Raw genomic sequence first — 17,594 nt, forward strand, 5'->3', positions numbered from 1 at the left:
TACTTTATTGATTCAACGCCAGAAAAGCTTCCTCTTTAACCTGGGAGTTGATCTGGATCGGGTATTTACTTTTTAAAGATTCAATCAGGGTTTTGTCCAGGTACTCCTGATAATCCCTGATGACCAAACCTCTGGATTCTTCAAATTTCCGGGGTTCGGCAGGGAGTTTTTGGCCTGTCACGACCAAATAAAGAATCCCATCCACCTGGATTTCCTGATAGGCAAGCTGGGTGTCAATTTGGGATAAAACAGGATGGTCAGCATATTCGAAAAGGCCGGATTCTGTCTGAAAAGCCAGAGTTGAATTGGCCTTGTAAGCTGCTTCAAATTCACGTATCATGGGTTCATTGTACCCTTTTCCCTGAATAGCATTTCGGGCATTTTCCAATTGGGAAGTATCCAGTACCTTGACGACAAAGGCTTCCAATCTGTTTTTCCACTGGTATTGGTCGATGTTTTTTCGGAAAAACTCCACTTGTCCCAGAGAATCCTGAATGCCCTTTTCCCAAACTTCCTGATTCATAAGCGAAAACAGCAGAATTCCATCACGGTATTCCTTGAGCAGCATTTGGTACTCTTTGTTGTTTGCTTCCAGGTCTTTTTCCTCTGTTTTGGACAAAGTTTCAGCCACAAATCGCTCATACCAAATGTCAAAAGTTCCTCCATTGATTTTTGGGCTGACTTCTTCACTTTCCATGAAAGTGGATAGGTCAGAGGCAAGGTAGGTTTTTCCCTGAAGTTTAAACAAAGGTGACTTGCCAAGTGATTTGCTGGCAAGTGGTGAACTGAAATCTGCTTTCGCAACCGGATTGAGAACTTGGGACAAATTGTTGACAGAGGCTTCGTCTTCTTCAAAACCATACCGGGCTTTTTGGATTGCGACAACCTGGGATTGGATCATTCCGGATCGGGAATCTCTCAAAATTTTTGAGCGAATATTTTCTTCCATATCCTCGAAAGAATCAATGGGCTTTTTTTCCTCAAGGCGAAGAATATGATACCCGTATTGAGACTTGAGAGGTGGGGATACTTCGCCGGTTTCAGTAAGAGAAAAGGCCGCCATTTCAAATTCCGGAATCATGCTTCCAATACCAAACCATGGGAGCAATCCCCCTCTTTGGCTTGTGGCAGGATCTTCGGAGAAAGTCTTTACAATGTCTTCCCAAACGGTATTTTCCTTTTGAATTTCCGCATAGATATCAGAGATTTTCCTTCGGGCATTCTCTTCCTGGGTAGGGTCTTCTGCATCAAAACGTACCAAAATATGGGACACTCTCACTTGGCCCGGATTGGGCTGGCGATCTTGGACCTTGATGATGTGATAGCCAAAATTGGTCAAAACAGGATCAGAAACCTGCCCTGGTTGAAGGGTATAGGCGGCATCTTCAAATGGCTGTACCATCTGAAGACTGGTAAAATACCCCAGATCCCCTTTGTTGATTTTGGCAGAGGGATCATCGGAATATAGGACTGCAAGTTCATTGATATTTCCTCCATTTTCGATTTCACCTTTGACTTTCAATGCCATTTTCAAGACAATCAAACTGTCCTCAGTGCTTGCATTTGGAGGAAATTGGAAAAGAATGTGACTGGCACGGACCACCTCCTGCATCCTGGAATAGGCTTTGCGAAGCTCACCTTCTTCCAGAGAATTTTTTATCAGGTAGGGATAAATTAAAGTTTCTTTGAAAGAATTGAATTCTCTGGAGAATTCCTCTGATTTATCCAATCCCAAAGCCTCGGCTTCCCGGACTTTCAGTTTGTAATTAATAAATAAATCCAGATTTTCCTCAAATTCCTCCCGGCTGACACCAGACACTTGGGTATCGTTGCTTTTTCCTTTGGAAATCAGGTACACCAATTCATCCTTGTCCACGGGCGTTCCGCCCACTGTCAACAAGGCCTCACTGGAGTCCTGAGCAGTGGCCTTTGAACTTAGGAAAAGCAGGAATGCAACTTGAAGGGGAACTACAAATGCCGAAATGGTTCGGTGATTCATGTACTGGCTAGCCGATTTACAATGCAATGTTACAAATTTATCAGGAATTCGAGTTGAAAGCCTTATCGCAGGGGCATTTAACCAAAATTAGGATCGAAACCATTTGATCAGTCGGCAGGTATTGGTGCCGTTTTTGGATTCAAACTCGATCTCGTCCATAATCTTTTTAACCAAAATGATGCCTAGTCCTCCTTTTCGCTTTTCAATCATGACTTTTTTGAGGTCCGGTACCTCGTAATCTAAAATATTGAAGGCTTCTCCCTGGTCAGAGATTTCAAAAATTAATTTCTCAGCGGAGTCTTTGACTTCCAATTGGATGGAATCTTGAGGATTGCAGCCGTGTGAATGGATGATCAGATTGGCACATACCTCCTCTACCGCCAGGGTGACCTGGTGTTTTTCGATTTCAGTTAAAAGGGAGCTGCCCAGCGCTTGCTGAAGGAAAGCTCTCAGATCTGAGAGGGCCGAAGTTTGGCAGGAGATATTAAGTATGTGCTTCATTTTTTAATCTGCGAAAGCTGCTGCTCTGTCCTGGTAGATAGGAATCAGCTGGTCCAATCCCAAAATCCGGAAAACCTCATAAACCCTTGGTGTCAGGCCGCAGATTTTCATGCTGATGGCCTGTTCTTGAAAATCCTCCAAATAAGACATAAAAACGCCCAATCCTGCAGAGGAAATGTACTCCAGGTTTTGGCCGTCTATCAGGATGGATTTGGCCCCGGATGCAATTATTTCCTGAATGGCTTCATCCAGAATGACTGAGTTGCTGGCGTCGACCTCTCCGAACAGACTGAGGATGTCATTTTGTTTTTCTTTTGTTTTTTCCAGACGAAGCATGACTTACGGATTCTTAATACTATATGTTTTAAACAGGGGAATGTTGAAACTTGACCACCATCATTGAGTAATCATCATCTATCATCCCATCCCCACCTACAAATAGGTGGAGGGAATCTATCAATTGGTTTTGGATTTGACGTGCACTTTTTGAGTGGTGGATTTCCACCAAACTTCGGATTCGCTCAAATCCGAATTGATTGCCTTTTTGATTTTTGGCTTCCACGATACCATCTGTGATCAACACCAGAATGTCTTCAGGCTCATAGGTGAAGGTTTTCTCCTGAACGTGATTTTCATACTGCTTGTTTCTTAAAATTCCCAAACCCAAGCCGTCGAAAAACAAAAACTCTGATTTGGCCTCTTTGGCTTTGTAAAACAGGGTGGGGATATGTCCGGCTCTTGAATGACAGATTTTTTGTTCCTTGATATTGATCTGGAAAATCGAAGCCGTGATAAAATGGTTCCTTTCCAGGCATTTGCTTAAGGCGGAATTAGCCCAGATCATAAACTGCACCGGACTCAGGTTAAGCTGGATCAGACTGTGGAAGACTCCTTTCATCTGTGACATATGGAATGCCGCCGAAGTTCCCTTGCCGGAGACGTCTCCAATGATCAAGACATACCGGTTGTCATCCAACTTATAGGTGTCATAGTAATCACCTCCTACCTCATCTGCGGCATTGGAGAATGCGCAGATTTCGAATGAGTCCGGATGGTCCAGTTTGGCAGGAAGCAGTGCCTTTTGCACCCTTTGGGCAATCTTGAGTTCTTCCTGGTATCGCTCGTTTTGTATGGCCTGGTTCATGAGCCGGTGGTTTTCCACTGCAATACAGGCCTGCCGTACAAAGGTGCTGATGATGTTGATCATCTCCTTGTTAAATCCATCCCGGACTTCCTTACACAGCACCATCCGGCCAATGGCGGTTTTGTTGATAACCAAGGGTATCAGCAGGATGGATTCGTATCGGGGATGTTCCAGGCGGATCAGGAGAGGCTGAAGCATTTCGGGCCGATCAGTCGAGGCCCATTCGGTTGCTGATTTTTGGGTTTTGATCAATTCTGAAAGGTCCTCCTTGGTCGCTTCGTCCAAGAATCTTAGCTGGTTGATTCCTGCATTTTGTTCTTCTGGATTGATTTCAATCCAAGCCCCATCGGAATAAGAGGCACTCATGCAGCTGTCCAGGAGAATGTCCAAAACCTGTTCTTCATTGTCTTCCGGCTGAATTGATTGGCTCAGCCGCTGAAAATTGATGGCCTCGGTCAGCTTTTGTTCGAAAACTGAAGAGGTCGGCAGGTTAAATAGCGTCACCAAAAAACTGAAAATCGCATAGATAAAAATAAATCCAAACAAGGCCATCAAAAACAAATTGTCTGTGAGATTGACCATGTAGTTTTTCGCCTGAGTATAGACCAAAAGCCTACTGAATAGGTAACCTGTACTCAGGAGGATAAGGAAAAGAAATAGCAGTGATTTCCATTTTTCCTTAAAGGTGAGGTAGGGAATCCATTTCAGATTGCCGGAAAGCACGATGGAAATCACCAAGATGATGACCATCCCAAAAAGGAAACTGTAATCGAAATTATTCTTGTTGAAAAACACAAAAAACATGGCCAATAGCATGGCAAATTCGAAAGCCTGCCACTGTTTGACTACCTGTTTGTTTTTCTGATATAGGATCAAATGCTTCCAAAGCAAGGCCGAGGAAATCAGAAAAATGGTTGTAAGGGCAAAATTCACATGGTAAAAGAAGTTTTTCAGAAAGGGCTCAGTTGCAAGTTTGCTATCTCCCATGGAGAAGTAAAAAAGCTCGGTAATCAGTGCCACGCCACTGGCAAAAATTCCTGTGGATGCCGCCCTCCAAAGCAGTTGAAGAAAATCACTCTGAATGTTTTTGCCAATCGAATAGCTGTAAAAGCCATACAGGGTAAAAAAGAAAATGATCTCAAGAATCCAGGTGAATTCATCTGAAATGCCCGATTCTATCTCGTTGATAATGCCAAAAAGCCTGACCAAATCCACAAACAGCAAAGCAAGCCACACCAAAACGGAGAGCAGGAGGCTGAGTTTACCGATATGAATGGAGGGGAGCTTGACCATCGGAATGCTTTCGCAATAATACTGAAACTGAACTAATCCTGATAGGGACGGCCGATTTCAGTCAGTTTTGACCTGTTAAAAATTGTAAACAGCAGTTCAGAGGCAAATCAATTCTTCTACTACTCCTTTTCCCACTTTTTCTTCAATCAGGGCCAAAACTTTGGATCTGTTGAGCATCAGTTCTTTTTTGACAGGACCAGAACTCAGTTTAACAAAAAGTTTTTTGTCCTTAATAAATACCGAAGTGGTCCGGTCTGAAATTGTTCTGCCGACGATTTCTCCCCAGCTGCTGATCAGTTGTTTTTCTTTGAATTTGTCTTCGAGCCGATAAGCTTTCAGGAGTTCATTGAATGCCGCTTCAAGTGGGGCAGCATCTTTTTTTCTTCCTGGATATGGGTTTTCTTTCATGGATTCAGATGAATAGTTCGGCTGCGATACTGTCAGCCAGTAACATTCCCCTTTTGGTCAAAGATAGGATTTTACCATCCCAAATCAGCCAACCCTGCTTTTCTAATTTCTCAATCTCCTTGGCTTTGCTCTGAGCCAGATCGATTCCAAATTCCCCGGAAATTTCCGAAAGAGAAAGCCCCCAAATGGTCCGTAAACCGGTCAAAATCCGATCGTTGACCTGATCTTGTGGGGTGCTGGGTTCGATTTGAAATGGGATTTTTCCTGCCTCCAAAGATTTAAGATAACCCGGATTGGAAGATGGATTGAAGCCACGGTTTTTTCCGTTAAAGGAATGGGCACTTGGTCCAAGGCCGAGATAGGGGACACCTTTCCAATAATTAGTGTTGTGAAGGGCAAAATTGGATGGTTTTCCAAAATTGGAAATTTCATATTGAATGTAGCCTGCATGCTCACTTTGCTCCTGCAGCCATTCAAACTGTTCTGCCACAAAATCCTCCTCAGCAGGTCGAAACCGACCTTTTTCCGTCCATTTTCCAAGAGCAGTTTTGGGTTCTACGGTCAGAGAGTATGCCGAAATATGTCCGGGATCCTGACGGATTGCCTCAGACAGGTCATTTTTCCAGATAGAATGATCTGGGTGGGGAAAGCCATAAATCAGATCGATGGAGAACTTTTCAAAGCCGGCATTTCTCCCTTTGGAAATGGCTTCCCTGGCTTCCTTTGCGGTATGGGCCCGGTTGTAAAATTGGAGGACATGCTCTTGAAAACTTTGAATCCCCAGACTCAGTCGGTCGATCTCGAGAGATTTCCAAGTTTTCAGATTTTCATCCGAAAGGTCGTCTGGATTAGCCTCAAGAGTTACTTCTTTGAAGTCCGAAGTATAATTTTTCCGGATTAAATCCAGAATATATTCCAGATGGTTTTTGGCCAAAAGTGATGGAGTACCTCCTCCAAAATAAACGGTTTCGACTGTTTGGCCCTGGAGGTAATCCTTTCGCATTTCGGTTTCCTTGCCGATGGCTGCTACCAGTTGATCTAATCGGTCCAAATTGGTGCTGAAATGGAAGTCACAATAGTGGCAAGCCTGCCTGCAAAATGGAATGTGGATGTAGATGCCTGCCAAGTGAATTCGTTTAACTTGCGAATATAATCAATCCCAATTTCCCCTTGAAGTCACGGATTTTAACGGTTTTGCTTTTGCTGACTTTTGGACAGATGCTGTGCTTGGGGCAGCAGGTTTTCCGTATCTCCTGGGCTGAATCTGGTGAATCTAAAATCAAAGATTATGGAAATGAGGTCCTAGCACGACACTTTTCAGATTCCCTTGCCAGGGCCATTCAGAATCAAGGCTTTTTGGAAGGAAGTTTTGCCGAAACATTTCGTGAGGATACACTGACTTTAACATGGGTTTCTGGAGAACTTTTCAGTTGGAAAGATATCAACACTGAGATGATGCCAGTGTACTATCTCAGGGAACTGGGTCAGCCGGGATCGGAATATCCGGCCCCTTATCTCTGGATTGATGAAGCGCTTGAACTTGCTGAAAACAGCGGCTTCCCATTTGCCGAACTGAAAATGGACAGCCTTGAGATAAAGGATCATAGTATTTCAGGTGTGTTAAATTTCAGTTTTGGTCCTAGGATCACCTGGGATAGTTTGGAGGTATCGGGTGCCAGCAAAACCAAACCAAGGTACTTGCAGCGGATTTCCGGCTTGGTGCCAGGTGAGCTATTTTCCCAAAAGCAACTGAATAAAGCAGCACAGACCATCCGAAGATCACCCTATTTTACGTTGGTCGGAGCACCTGAAATTTCTTTTCAAACCCAACATGCACAGCCCGTTTTTACAATTCAGGATAGGAGAGTCAATGTTTTTGACGGAGTTGTTGGTCTTTTACCCAACGAAAATAAACCCGGAAAAATGCTGATCACCGGGGAAGTTGACCTGCGGTTGTATCATTTGGGAGGTAAGGGGAGGGATTTTTCAGTGAATTGGCAAAGGTTGAACATCCAGTCCCAGTTTTTGGAAATCAAGGCAAATGAGGCTTTTGTTTTTGGTTCTCCTTTGGATTTTCAATTTGGATTTTCCCTGCTTAAGCAAGATTCGAACTTTGTGAACCGGAATTTTGAACTCGATTTTGGCTATCGTATTTCAGATTCAGGGTATCTGGATTTTTTCACAAAAAGGCAGGCAGGGGACTTGATCTCATCTGATGGGATGGGGAATTCGGAGGTTTTGCCATCGGCGATCGATTACCGATGGAATCAGTACGGGATAGGGATCGATTGGAACAAGCTGGATTCTCCAGTCAATCCTCGAAAAGGAAGCCGAATCCAAAGCCGGTTTTCACTCGGCAACAAACGCATTATCCAAAATACCGGACTGCCTGAGGAGTTGTATACCGGACTTGAGGAGTCTTCGGCACAGTACCAGGGCTGGTTTTCCGGGGAAAAGCACTTGTACCTAAGGTCTGCCTGGGGTATGTGGCTGCGAGGGGTTGCCGGGTTCATGGAAAATGAAAATTTGTTTTTGAATGAACTTTATCGTCTAGGCGGTCTGAAAAGTATCCGTGGATTTAATGAGAAGAATTTTTACGCCAGGAGTTTTGGATATTTCAATCTAGAGCAGCGCCTGTTTTTTGACCAAAATTCCTTTTTGGTAGTTTTTGCTGATTTGGGTATAATCGAAAATCCATACGAAGTTCAAAAAATTGACCATCCTGTTTCATTTGGAACCGGAATCAATTTGGACACTGACGGAGGATTATTCAGTTTTGTATTTGCATTGGGGAAATCAAATTCACAGCCTTTGTCTTTTTCCTATTCCAGGATTCATTTTGGATATCTGGCCAGGTTTTAGAGGGTAAAATTTCTATGGTTAAGGTTCGTTTGCTGGTCTTTTTTTCTTGTTTCCTCAGTCTGGGTTTGAATGCCCAGGTTTTGGAAAATTATGACGGACTTTGGAAATCTGCCCGTCAGGAATCCTGGTTGGGGATAAATAACCAGGTAGAACTGACGGTGGATCTGACAAATTTTCCCGAATCAGAGATCCGAATCAAATTACCCTCCAAATCCACGGTTTTTGTTGACGGGAAACTCTGGCAGCTGACTACTGGCGACACGGTTTTTTTTAGATCTATAGGGGAGTTGCAGGCAGAATTTGGAAAGGACTCGCTGAATTTTACTGTCGTAAGTCCTGATTTGGCCCCCAGGAAGGCGAGCATCAAAAAAGTGATCGGCAGGGAAAATCTCGATGATGTCGTCCTCAGTCCGGAAGGAATACCGTTGGTCGGACGATTTGTGCCCCAACCGGTCAGGGATTTTTATTTTACAGGGTTATTTATCATTTTATTTTTTGTGGCTTTATACAAACTGGCCTATCCCTATTTGCTGGCCATGATGCTGAAGCCCCTTTCGGTGATCAGCGCAGAGGATTTTACTGACAGTGGGAACCTCCAAAAATTCTTTTCCTTCGACATCATTTTCTACATCCTGATCGTGGCTATGATGATTTCACAGGGTGCAGTCACCGGCTTGGTTGTATTCAGAAAGGAATGGTTAGATACCTGGATAGGGCTGGATTATTCTTCCCTATTGTTGATATGGCTGGTTGGGGCCTTTGGAATTTTGGTATTGACTATTGTCAAGTTTATTGGAATCCGATTGATTTCATATTTGTTTGATTTGGGCAAAGCGGAGTTTTCCCATTTTTTTTATTTGCTGAGGCTGATTGTATTTGGCAGCTCAGTGGTGCTACTAGTGGGAGCATACTTCGTCGTAAACAATTTTTCGGGTCTTGAACCAGCATTTTCTGTTTTGTTTAGCGGCTTTTTCTGGTTTTACATTTTCGGGGTATTGGGATTGTTCCTGATTATGATGAGTAGACTGAGTTTTAAGAAATACCATTTATTTACATACCTTTGCATCGCGGAATTAGTCCCTTTTCTAATCCTAGCAAAATGGATTATGGGTCTAGGTCAGTGACGTCATTGAACAATAAAATAAGGAACAAACTAGCATGAGTGCAGCTCCAAAAGATCGCTTTAAGCCCGTAAAGAGTATCCTAGTTTCCCAGCCAAAACCTACTGATGCCAGTTCTCCCTATCTGTTGTTGGCAGAGAAGTATAAGTTGAAGATAGATTTCAGGCAGTTTATCAAGGTAGAGCCAGTCCCTCCCAAAGAATTCAGAAAGCAAAAAATAGATATACTGAAGCATACGGCTATTATTTTTACCAGCCGGAATGCGATAGATCATTTTTTTGCGATCTGTAAGGATTTTAAAATTGAAATGCCGGCAGAAATGAAATATTTCTGTATTTCAGATCAAACAGCGCATTACCTCCAGAAATATATTGTCATCCGCAAGCGCAAGCTCTTTGTAGGGCAAAAAACTGCTGAGGATCTTTTTGATTATTTCAAAAAGCACAAGAGTGAAAAATATCTTTTCCCTTGCTCAGATATCCGCAAAGAGGATATTCCGGGTTATATGGAAAAGCACGGAATTGCTTTTACTGAAGCGATCATTTACCATACTGTAGCAGCTGATCTGTCAGACCTGGCGGATGTGAAATATGATATTTTGGCTTTTTTCAGCCCTTCAGGAATCAAATCTCTCAAAAGCAACTTTCCGGATTTTGTTCAAGGCAATACCAGAATTGCTGCATTTGGACCCACGACAGCCCAGGCAGTGAGGGACATCGGGTTGATTTTGGACATTGAAGCACCCATGCCCAATGCTCCGAGTATGACCGGTGCTTTGGAACTTTATATCAAAAAGGCCAATAATTTGTAAATCTTAAAATCATTTTCTGTGGTTTTTCAGTTTAAATTCATACACTAGTTTAAAATTGGAAATACCTCAGCCAAATGACTACCAAAAGCCGATTGGATAATTTTTTAAAGCTTGGATTTTTAGGAATTCTGCTGTTTTGCGCGGGATTGGTTCAGGCACAACAGGACGCACAATTTACCCAATACATGTATAATGGCATGTTTTACAATCCTGCCTTTGCCGGTAAGGAAAGTGGGTATCGATTTTCTGCACTACATCGTTCACAGTGGATGAACTATACCACAAGCTCAGGACAAGGTGGTGCTCCGGTTACCCAGTTAATTACGGCCGAGGGCAGGTTAGATGCTAAAAATATAGGGTACGGACTGTCTATTGTCAATGACCAAATCGGAGCTACTGGCAACCTCGAACTTAACCTAAAGGGGAGTTACCACAAAAAGATCAACAGGGCTACACTAAGCTTTGGCGCGTATTTTGGCATGTTCTCCAGTTCCTTGGATTATGGTGAAATCGTCGTTGTCAACCCCGAGTCAAATTTGCCCCAATCCGGTAAGGAAAGTCAAATGGCTTTGGATTTTGGTGCCGGGATATTGTATGACAGGGGAAATTATTACCTGGGATTGAGCTCCAAGCATCTCAATCAGCCTTCCTTTGATTTTGGAGATGGCTCTTATGAAAATCAACTAAAAAACCACTCCTATTTTCTTTTCGGCTACAGAATCCGTCCGATCGGCCAACTGAGAATCGAGCCTAGTTTGCTTATCAAAACCGTGTCCTTCAATAATTTTTCCTATGATGTGAGCGTTATGGCAACACATCAAAACAAAATCAATGGAGGGATTGCCTACCGCGGTGAAGAATCTTTGTCTTTGATTTTGGGATATAGCATGCTTAGGGATAATTCTCTGAAATTGGGCTATGCCTTTGACTTGGTGACAGGTGGATTAGAAGCAAAATCCCCAACCAGTCATGAATTGATGTTAAGGTATGTGCTCCCTACCTCCACTAGGCAGCTGGAGCGGGTAATTCAACGGACACCGAGATATAGATTTTAAACCCTTTGAATTCAAGCCATAACATTTCGGAAAGACTGTTACGGTTGGTTTACAAATAGGTTTAAAATTGGCAGGTTATTTGCATTATTGCGGCTAATTCAGCTAAATTTCGATTTCCAAGAAGGTTTTAGATTGGGTAAAAATTTGATGATTTCAAAAACGTCATTTATGTATAAAAAAATGAAACTCCGCTTAGTGCCTATTACATTAGGCCTTGCCGTGGCAACACTTTTACCGGGTTGCGGGCTGTTTAATAAGAAGGGTTCGGCAAGTGATAAGTCCAACAGACGTGGGGAAGTAACCGGGGTAGCAAAACGGGCCAGTTGGCAACAAAACTTACCAATAGATATGGTTCCTGTCAAAGCCGGGACTTTTTGGATGGGACAATCTGACGAAGACATCGCCTATACCCAATCTGCCATGAACAAGCAGATCACCATTTCTGAATTTTTTATGGACAAATACGAAGTGTCTAATAATAAATACAGACAGTTTTTAGAAGCGGTGAAAAATGGAGAATTGGCAACCGGTACGCCGACTACTTTAAAAGAACCGCCAACCTTTAACTACGATGAACTTAGACCGGACACCACAGTTTGGTCAACCAGTTTTTCTTACCACTACGGAGATCCTTTGATGGAATTTTATTATGACCATCCTGCCTTTGACAACTACCCTGTGGTCGGGATTTCTTGGGATCAAGCCCAAAAGTATTGTGAGTGGAGAACCTACCACCAGAGAGCCAATGACGAATCTGATTTTGACGCGCCTTCCTTTAGACTTCCTTCTGAAGCAGAATGGGAGTATGCTGCGAAAGGCGGAAAAGATGTAGCCAAATATCCTTGGGGAGGACCTTACCTTAAAAATAAAAGAGGCTGTCTGATGGCCAATTTTAAGCCGGGAAGAGGTAATTACATTGATGACGGATTTGCCTACACAGCTCCTGTAGATGTATTTGCGCCAAATGGCTTTGGACTATATAACATGTCCGGGAATGTTGCAGAGTGGGTAATGGATGCCTACAAAGCTACTTCCAGAGTAGACACTTGGGATTTGGATCCAGTTTATGATGATCCCAATGAACCAAGAAAAATCGTTAGAGGCGGTAGCTGGAAGGATATCGCTCATTACTTGGAGACTTCCACCCGTACCTATGAATATCAGGAAGTCGCTCAAGCACACATTGGATTCCGAACTGCCATGACCTTCATGGGAAGATCCGGCTCTATGGATGTGAAATCAAGCAAAAGAACAAAAAGATAAACCTCACCAAAAAAGAAAAAACCTTAACCTTAATTTACAATTTCCAAATGGCTAGCAACAGCAAATCCTTTAAAGCTAATTTCTACAGCAACATTATGCCAAAAATTTATGGTATTGGTGCCGCTGTCGTAATCCTCGGTGCGATGTTCAAAATCCTCGATTGGCAATTCGCCAACATCATGATCGGGGTCGGATTGTCCACAGAGGCAGTTATCTTCTTCCTTTCTTCTTTCGAACCAAGACAAGAAGATATGGATTGGAGCAAAATCTATCCTGAGCTAGCCGATGGTGCACCCAAGAAATCCAAAGGGGACGATGTCTCTGCCAAGTTGGATGATATGCTTTCCAAAGCTAAAATCGGACCTGAATTGATCGATAGCCTTGGAAAAGGAATGCAAAATCTGGCTACTTCTGCAGAAAAAATGGGCAACCTTTCTGATGCTGCAGTTGCCACAAACGAATACGCCACCAATGTAAAGTCTGCCGCCAAAACTTTGGTAGACATGAATGTCTCTTACAGCAAAACTGCCGCTGCCCTTACTGAAATGTCTGCTGCCTCTCAAGATGCTAAGGCTTACCATGCGCAAGTGGTGACGGTCACCAAAAATCTTTCTGCACTGAATTCTGTCTATGAACTTGAATTGCAGGATGCCAACAGCCATGTGAAGACATTGAACAAGTTCTACAGCAATATGACTGCTGCCATGCAGGGTTTGAGCGAAGCCGGAAAAGAAACCGAAGCTTTCAAAAACGAACTGGCTAAGCTGAACCAAAACGTAAGCTCACTCAACAAAATCTATGGTGGAATGCTTTCCGCTATGAAAGGTTAATCTGTCCTAAACATCTAAAGAACCGAAAGCTAGAAAGATGGCAGGAGCAAAAGAAACACCTAGACAAAGGATGATCGGGATGATGTACCTGGTACTGACGGCCCTATTGGCCCTCCAGGTAAGTAATCAGATCCTTCAGAAGTTCGTCCTCATCAATGATGGGATGGAGCGGACGTCCAGAAATTACATTTCTAAAAATGAATCCTCTGTTGCCAATATCAAAGGCGCAGTCGAAGAGCAGGGAAACAATCCCAAAGATGTTCCAAAAGTAGGAGCAGCGCAGGAGGTCAGAAACGCGACAAAAGAAATTTTCGCCTATCTCGAAGACTTGAAGCAGCAACTTATCACGCAGGCTAATGCCAAAAATGAGGAAGGTAACTTCGTCAATTCGGCTTTGAAAAATACTGAAGTTCCGGGCAATCTGTTTGCCAACAGTGGCAAAGGAGAGGAACTGAAAGAGAAACTTAATGCCTTTCCTACTCAGGTTTCAGCAATTTTGGACGGAATAGGGATCACCGGAATGAAATTTCAGCCGATTGCAAGAGACGCAAAGGACATTGATCTGTTTGCAAATGACAGAGAGGCTAGAAACAAGAGTTTTGTCAATTTGACATTTGTGAAGTCTCCTGTAGGAGCAGTCTTGGCATTGATCTCACAGTATCAAAATGAGGTGCTGAACATTGAAAGTGATGCTTTGAGTGAAATCACCAAATCAATCGGTACGTTCTATTTCAAAGCCGATATCCTTGAAGGCAAAATCGCTGCGGTTTCTAATGTAGTTGCTGCAGGTACTAAGTTTCAGGGCGATATGTTTATCGCTTCTGCATCTTCTTCCGCAGCACCGACCATGACTTTGGGAGGCAGATCTGTTCCTGTGGAAAACGGATTCGGAAAAGTTGAATTTACTGTTCCTCCTGCAGGAAGCTACGATGACAAGGGTCTTTCCAGACAGCTTCTCAAAGGTGAAATCATTACCAATGTAGGAGGAGAAGATCAGGTTATTCCGGTTGAATATGAATATTTCGTCGCTCAGCCGATCATCAAAGTGTCTTCAGAGGTAGTGCAGCAGCTTTATGCGGATTGTGCAAATGAGTTGTTGATTGAAGTTCCGGCATTGGGTAATACCTATTCCCCTGAATTTAATGTCAACAATGGCCAGTCCATCAAAGGAAATAAGCCTGGACAACTTACTGTGATCCCTGGCGGATCCGGTAAAGTGACTATCGGTGTCAGCAGTGGAGGAAATAAAATCGGAGACGTTGCGTTTGATATCAAACCGGTTCCTTTGCCAACAATCAAAGCTTTGGCTTCAAATGGAAGCGAAATGGATGGTTCAGTTGCCCACGCGGTGAATGTTTTCAGTGGAATGAAAGTTGCCGCTGTTGCAGAACCAACTTTTGCCAGAACAATGGCAAAAGACTCCAATTTTGAAGTGACAGGTGGGGAATTGATTCTTTTAAGGAGTGAAGTTCCCAGAGGTACAGTTCCAATTGGTGGAAGTATGAGAACCTTACTTGAAAGTGCAAGACCGGGTGACGATATCGTAATCCGGGTAACACAAGTAACCCGAACAAATTTCAGAGGAAATAAAATCAACTCTGAGTTAAGACAGATCATCCGATTGGCTGTAAAGTAATCGGAGTTCGAATTAAACAAAGAAAATTATGAAACGATTTGTGCAACACATCTTCCTGGCTCTTTTGGTAGCTGTTGGGCTGGTTCCGATTAATACTTCCGCCCAAGTGGCGACAAGCGTCAATCCTTCCGGCTTTGGTGATCGCCAGTTTTCCATGGATACCATCTATTCTGCGAAGCGGATCAGGGATGATGATAAGATGTATCAAATCTCTGTCTGGAGAAGAATCGATTTGAGAGAAAAGTATAACCTTTCACTCTATGGGTCTGGGGACAACAAAGCAAACGGAATTGTAAATCACATTTATAAAGCTGTGGTGGAGGAAAATTCCCTGGAGGTTTTTGCAGATGCAGAATTTACCAAACCGCTTTCAATTGCTGAATTCCAAGATAACTTCTGGATCTCTGCAAACGGAGACTCTATCTTCTCCAAGCAGTTGTACTACCTTGATTTCAAGGAAGACTTTGTTTTCGACAGACATCATTCTGACTTGGTATTCGATATCAAATACATTGAATTGGTGATGCCATCGCAGACTAATGCCAATGCTGGTCAGAAAACAGTTGCATTTATCCGATATAAGGATTTTGTCAATTATTTCAAAAACCATCCTACCGCACGTTGGATCAATTTCCAGAATATTTCAAAAAGTCTGACTTATGATGAGGCCTTTGAATCAAGACTCTTTAGGTCAGTAGTAAGGAGGTTTACCAATCCGGATGATGCCTTGATCGCAGATTTGGTCAATGCCGATCATCCTAGTCCGGAAATGCAGGCCTACCTGAATTCTCTGGCTTTTGAATACAAACTGCTTGAATTTGAAAACTCCCTCTGGGAGTGGTAAAATAGAAAAGGGGCTCAGGCCCCTTTTTCTTTTTCCATCCATTCCAGTATTGCTTTTGCCCGACTGCTACCGATCACTTCAGTCAATTCAGCCTCGCTTGCCGATTTTATTTTTTTGACCGATTTAAAGTGCTTCAGCAATTTATCAGTCGTGTTTTCTCCGATTCCCGGAATTTCTGTCAATTGGGTTCCAAAAGCATTTTTACTCCTTACCTTCCTATGGAAAGTAATTGCAAAACGGTGAGCTTCGTCCCTGATTCTCTGCAGTAATTTTAGACTTTCTGATTTTTTGTCAATGTGGATAGGGTAGGAATCTCCTGGAAAATAAATTTCCTCCAGTCTTTTTGCAATCCCGATGATGGGCATTTTGCCATAAACGCCCAATTCCTGTAAAGCTTCTACTGCCGAAGAGAGCTGTCCCTTTCCTCCGTCAATTACCACCAGTTTTGGAAATGGTTTTCCTTCTTCCAAAAGTCTTTTGTATCGGCGGGTGACTATTTCCTTCATACTTGCAAAGTCATTTGGACCCTCTACTGTCTTTATATGAAAATGCCGATACTCCTTGATCGCAGGTTTTCCTCCCAAAAAGCAAACCATACTCGCCACAGGACTGGTGCCTTGAATATTCGAATTGTCAAAACATTCGATGTGATCGGGGATTTCCGGAAGGCTTAGATCCTGCTGCAATTTTCGGATCACACGGTCCTTTTTGTCTTGATTGAGCCCTTGGAGAAGTGCTTTTTCTTTTTTGTAAAACAAGGCATTTTTCAAGGAAAGCTCGATGAGTTTCCTCTTATCTCCGATTTTTGGGACTGTAAGATTGAGACCCTCAATAGGATTTTCCGGTTCGATGTTGATCAAAACCTCCTCGGCATCGCTTTGGAACTGGTCCTGGAGCCGGACAAGTGCTGTGATCAACAGTTCCTCATCACTTTCATCTAAGCGCTTTTTCAATTCCACGTTTTTGGAGGTGATCATGGCTCCGTTTTTGACCCGCATAAAGTTGACGTAGGCATTTTTGTCATCAGAGACCAAGGTGCAGACATCCAGATTTTGAATGCTGGGACTTGTGATCAGGGATTTTGACTGGTATTTTTCCAATAGCTCCAGTTTGTCCTTCATCCGCTGGGCTTTTTCGAATTCCAGATTTTCTGCAAAAGCCTGCATTTCTTGCTTAAAATAGGTTTTAGGTACACCCAAGTTTCCCTTAAGAATGTGTTTCGCCTGTTCCAGATCTTTGAGGTATGCTGGTTCTTTTTGTAATCCTTCACAAGGTCCTTGGCAGTTGCCAATATGATATTCCAGGCACACTTTGTATTTCCCTTCGTCAATTTTGTAAGGGCTGAGGTCAAGCTTACAGGTCCTGATTGTAAACAACTCCCGGATCAGCTCCAGCACGTTGTTCATGGCCTTAACACTGGCAAATGGGCCGAAGTAAGTCCCTCTTTTCGGAATCATTTTTCGGGTCTGGAAGATGCGGGGGAAATTCTCCTTAGTAACCAGCAGATAGGGGTAAGTCTTGTCATCCCTCAATAGGATATTGTATCGGGGCTGGATCTTTTTGATCAGGTTGTTTTCCAATAGCAAAGCATCCAGTTCGCTGTTGACCAAGATGATTTCAATCCTTCGGATTTCCTTGACCATTCTTCTGGTCTTCAGATTGACTCCGGTGTTTTTGTTGAAATAGCTGCTTACCCGTTTTTTCAGACTTTTTGCTTTGCCGACATAGACCAGTTCATCTTCTTCATTGAAATATTTATATACTCCCGGATGATCGGGCAGATGAAGATGTTCTTCTGGTAAAAAAGAGGATGACTGCATGGAATAA

The 17,594-nt window shown here is 43.1% G+C and carries 15 protein-coding genes; 8 read left to right on the forward strand and 7 right to left on the reverse strand.

Going from position 1 to position 17,594, the window contains the following annotated elements; genetic code table 11:
- Window positions 1–4: 4 nt before the first annotated feature.
- The 6 genes from B0E43_RS20095 to hemW form a co-directional block, all read right to left on the reverse strand.
- Entirely contained in the window at window positions 5–1,999 is a 1,995-nt protein-coding gene (locus B0E43_RS20095) for a peptidylprolyl isomerase (protein ID WP_077353155.1), read from the reverse strand.
- 87 nt (window positions 2,000–2,086) lie between these two features.
- Window positions 2,087–2,500 (reverse strand): ATP-binding protein, encoded by a 414-nt coding sequence (locus B0E43_RS20100; protein ID WP_077353157.1) that lies wholly within the window; start codon window positions 2,498–2,500, stop codon window positions 2,087–2,089.
- Between the two features lie 3 nt (window positions 2,501–2,503).
- Window positions 2,504–2,836 (reverse strand): STAS domain-containing protein, encoded by a 333-nt coding sequence (locus tag B0E43_RS20105; RefSeq protein ID WP_077353159.1) that lies wholly within the window; start codon window positions 2,834–2,836, stop codon window positions 2,504–2,506.
- A 28-nt stretch (window positions 2,837–2,864) separates the two neighbouring features.
- Window positions 2,865–4,937 (reverse strand): GAF domain-containing SpoIIE family protein phosphatase, encoded by a 2,073-nt coding sequence (locus B0E43_RS20110; protein WP_077353161.1) that lies wholly within the window; start codon window positions 4,935–4,937, stop codon window positions 2,865–2,867.
- A 96-nt stretch (window positions 4,938–5,033) separates the two neighbouring features.
- Complete coding sequence (locus B0E43_RS20115; protein WP_077353163.1) at window positions 5,034–5,345, reverse strand: DUF721 domain-containing protein; 312 nt, start codon at window positions 5,343–5,345, stop codon at window positions 5,034–5,036.
- A gap of 4 nt (window positions 5,346–5,349) precedes the next feature.
- Window positions 5,350–6,471: a radical SAM family heme chaperone HemW gene (gene hemW, locus B0E43_RS20120; protein WP_077353165.1), complete on the reverse strand. Its 1,122-nt coding sequence runs from the start codon at window positions 6,469–6,471 to the stop codon at window positions 5,350–5,352.
- Window positions 6,472–6,515: 44 nt separating this feature from the next.
- Here hemW and B0E43_RS20125 point away from each other — a divergent pair, with 44 nt between their 5' ends.
- From B0E43_RS20125 to gldN, 8 genes are all read left to right on the forward strand, one after another.
- A complete protein-coding gene (locus B0E43_RS20125; protein ID WP_139352837.1) occupies window positions 6,516–8,207 on the forward strand; it encodes a POTRA domain-containing protein in 1,692 nt (563 codons plus the stop codon).
- 14 nt (window positions 8,208–8,221) lie between these two features.
- Entirely contained in the window at window positions 8,222–9,331 is a 1,110-nt protein-coding gene (locus B0E43_RS20130) for a DUF4271 domain-containing protein (protein ID WP_077353169.1), read from the forward strand.
- Between the two features lie 34 nt (window positions 9,332–9,365).
- Window positions 9,366–10,139, forward strand: a complete 774-nt coding sequence (locus B0E43_RS20135; protein WP_077353171.1) for a uroporphyrinogen-III synthase — start codon at window positions 9,366–9,368, stop codon at window positions 10,137–10,139.
- A 74-nt stretch (window positions 10,140–10,213) separates the two neighbouring features.
- Window positions 10,214–11,194: a type IX secretion system membrane protein PorP/SprF gene (locus tag B0E43_RS20140; protein ID WP_077353173.1), complete on the forward strand. Its 981-nt coding sequence runs from the start codon at window positions 10,214–10,216 to the stop codon at window positions 11,192–11,194.
- A gap of 168 nt (window positions 11,195–11,362) precedes the next feature.
- A complete protein-coding gene (gene gldK, locus B0E43_RS20145; protein ID WP_077353175.1) occupies window positions 11,363–12,457 on the forward strand; it encodes a gliding motility lipoprotein GldK in 1,095 nt (364 codons plus the stop codon).
- Between the two features lie 47 nt (window positions 12,458–12,504).
- The gene (gene gldL / locus B0E43_RS20150) at window positions 12,505–13,287 is read left to right on the forward strand and encodes a gliding motility protein GldL (protein ID WP_077353177.1); all 783 of its coding nucleotides are present in this window, start codon (window positions 12,505–12,507) and stop codon (window positions 13,285–13,287) included.
- Between the two features lie 37 nt (window positions 13,288–13,324).
- Complete coding sequence (gldM, locus tag B0E43_RS20155) at window positions 13,325–14,923, forward strand: gliding motility protein GldM (RefSeq protein WP_077353179.1); 1,599 nt, start codon at window positions 13,325–13,327, stop codon at window positions 14,921–14,923.
- 28 nt (window positions 14,924–14,951) lie between these two features.
- Window positions 14,952–15,767 carry a gliding motility protein GldN gene (gldN, locus tag B0E43_RS20160; protein ID WP_077353181.1) on the forward strand — a complete coding sequence of 272 codons (816 nt, stop codon included), beginning with the start codon at window positions 14,952–14,954 and terminating at the stop codon, window positions 15,765–15,767.
- A 14-nt stretch (window positions 15,768–15,781) separates the two neighbouring features.
- Here the strand turns inward: gldN and uvrC are convergent, their stop codons facing one another.
- On the reverse strand, window positions 15,782–17,587 hold the full coding sequence (uvrC, locus tag B0E43_RS20165) for an excinuclease ABC subunit UvrC (protein ID WP_077353183.1): 1,806 nt from the start codon (window positions 17,585–17,587) through the stop codon (window positions 15,782–15,784).
- Window positions 17,588–17,594: the final 7 nt, after the last annotated feature.

It is taken from the genome of Algoriphagus sp. A40 (genome assembly GCF_002002735.1).
Taxonomy (GTDB): domain Bacteria; phylum Bacteroidota; class Bacteroidia; order Cytophagales; family Cyclobacteriaceae; genus Algoriphagus.